The sequence below is a fragment of the Candidatus Protofrankia californiensis genome (assembly GCF_900634765.1).
Taxonomy (GTDB): Bacteria; Actinomycetota; Actinomycetes; order Frankiales; family Frankiaceae; genus Protofrankia; species Protofrankia californiensis.
On the sequence record NZ_CAAAFT010000230.1, the window covers coordinates 1 to 1,229 of the forward strand.

General features: G+C 64.0%; 1 protein-coding gene. It reads right to left on the minus strand.

Translation table 11 applies throughout. From position 1 onward, the window contains the following. A partial coding sequence (locus tag DD1DGNOD_RS12510) for a lycopene cyclase family protein (RefSeq protein ID WP_165036641.1) occupies nucleotides 1-914 on the minus strand: 914 nt, incomplete at its 3' end. Between the last annotated feature and the right edge of the window lie 315 nt (nucleotides 915-1,229).

Sequence of the window (1,229 nt, forward strand, 5' to 3'; positions counted from 1 at the left end):
TCGGCCGGACCACTGCCCTGTTCGATCACGGCTGCGAGCGAGACGAGCCGGTTACCGTTCGGAAGAGTCGGCCGCTCCTGCACAAAGATGTTGGCGGATAGCGACGGCACTGGACGGTATCCGGTCCATAGCATCGGGTGTCGGAAACTGTCCAGGGGCTCACCGGGCTCGATTCGCGCGAGGGCCCCGACGCAGAAGTGATCGGTGATGGTAGTCGTGATCAATTCACCTGTCGTCTGGGCCAGAATCTGGATGTTCCCGATAGCGGACGACGCAAGGACACATGCGTCGAACCCCTGTCTCGTCGCGGTGCTATCAGAGGGGGTAGCTACCTCTACATCCCATCCGAGCCTGCCGCGCCTCAGGGACCGCGCACGGCCGCGGACGACGCGGAAGCGGTCGCTCTTTACGGCGAGTCGAAGGGCCGCTGATAGCGGCGAATAGGCTTCGAACTGGCCGGTCAGGCTGTCATAGCGTGCTGCTTGTGGAGCGTGCCGGAGGCCGACTCTGCTCGCAGCAGGCGACTGTGGCGAGGCCACCAGTCCCGGAAACCTCGGGCTGAGTTCCGCGTACACCTGCGCATAGCAGCCGGCCGGGCCGACTAACCGCTCCTGCCAGCAGGGATGCCAGTCGACCAACTCCTTGGAGGTGAGCCCAAGAAGAACGCCGTGATAACACAGCGAACGCCCGCCGAGTCGTTCTGAAAGACCGGCACCGAATCCCCAGCCGTCGCTGGTCCACCACCGGACCTTCTCATCACCCGGATGGATCGAGGTGTCCCAGTCGACATGACGGCGACGGGTCGCCGGCCCGGCTTCGATGACCTCGACTTCCATCCCAGGCCGGGCCGCCATTCGGACCGCGACCTCCAGCCCGGCCATTCCACCGCCGATAACAGCAACCTTGCGGTTCACGGGCACCAGACCTTGTCGTCGTATTCCACATCGCCTTCCATTGGTTCGCCGGTCTTGGCCTGTCGAGCAGAGCCGCGACCGCGGGTCATTGAGTAGGTGTTGTCCCATGTCTGGCGGCCTCCTACAGGTCCGCCAAACACGGGACAAGTACCAGTCGCACTCTAACGGAGCTTTGCCCCAGCCTGACGAGGCCTGTTCGCCGCAGCTCCGATTTCAACGCAAGCTCGGGCAAAGACCTGCGGCCCACCGGCCGATCGCCGCCACGCTGCTACGCCTAGTGACGATGACCGAGAGGCTTAACATCGTAACTACCGG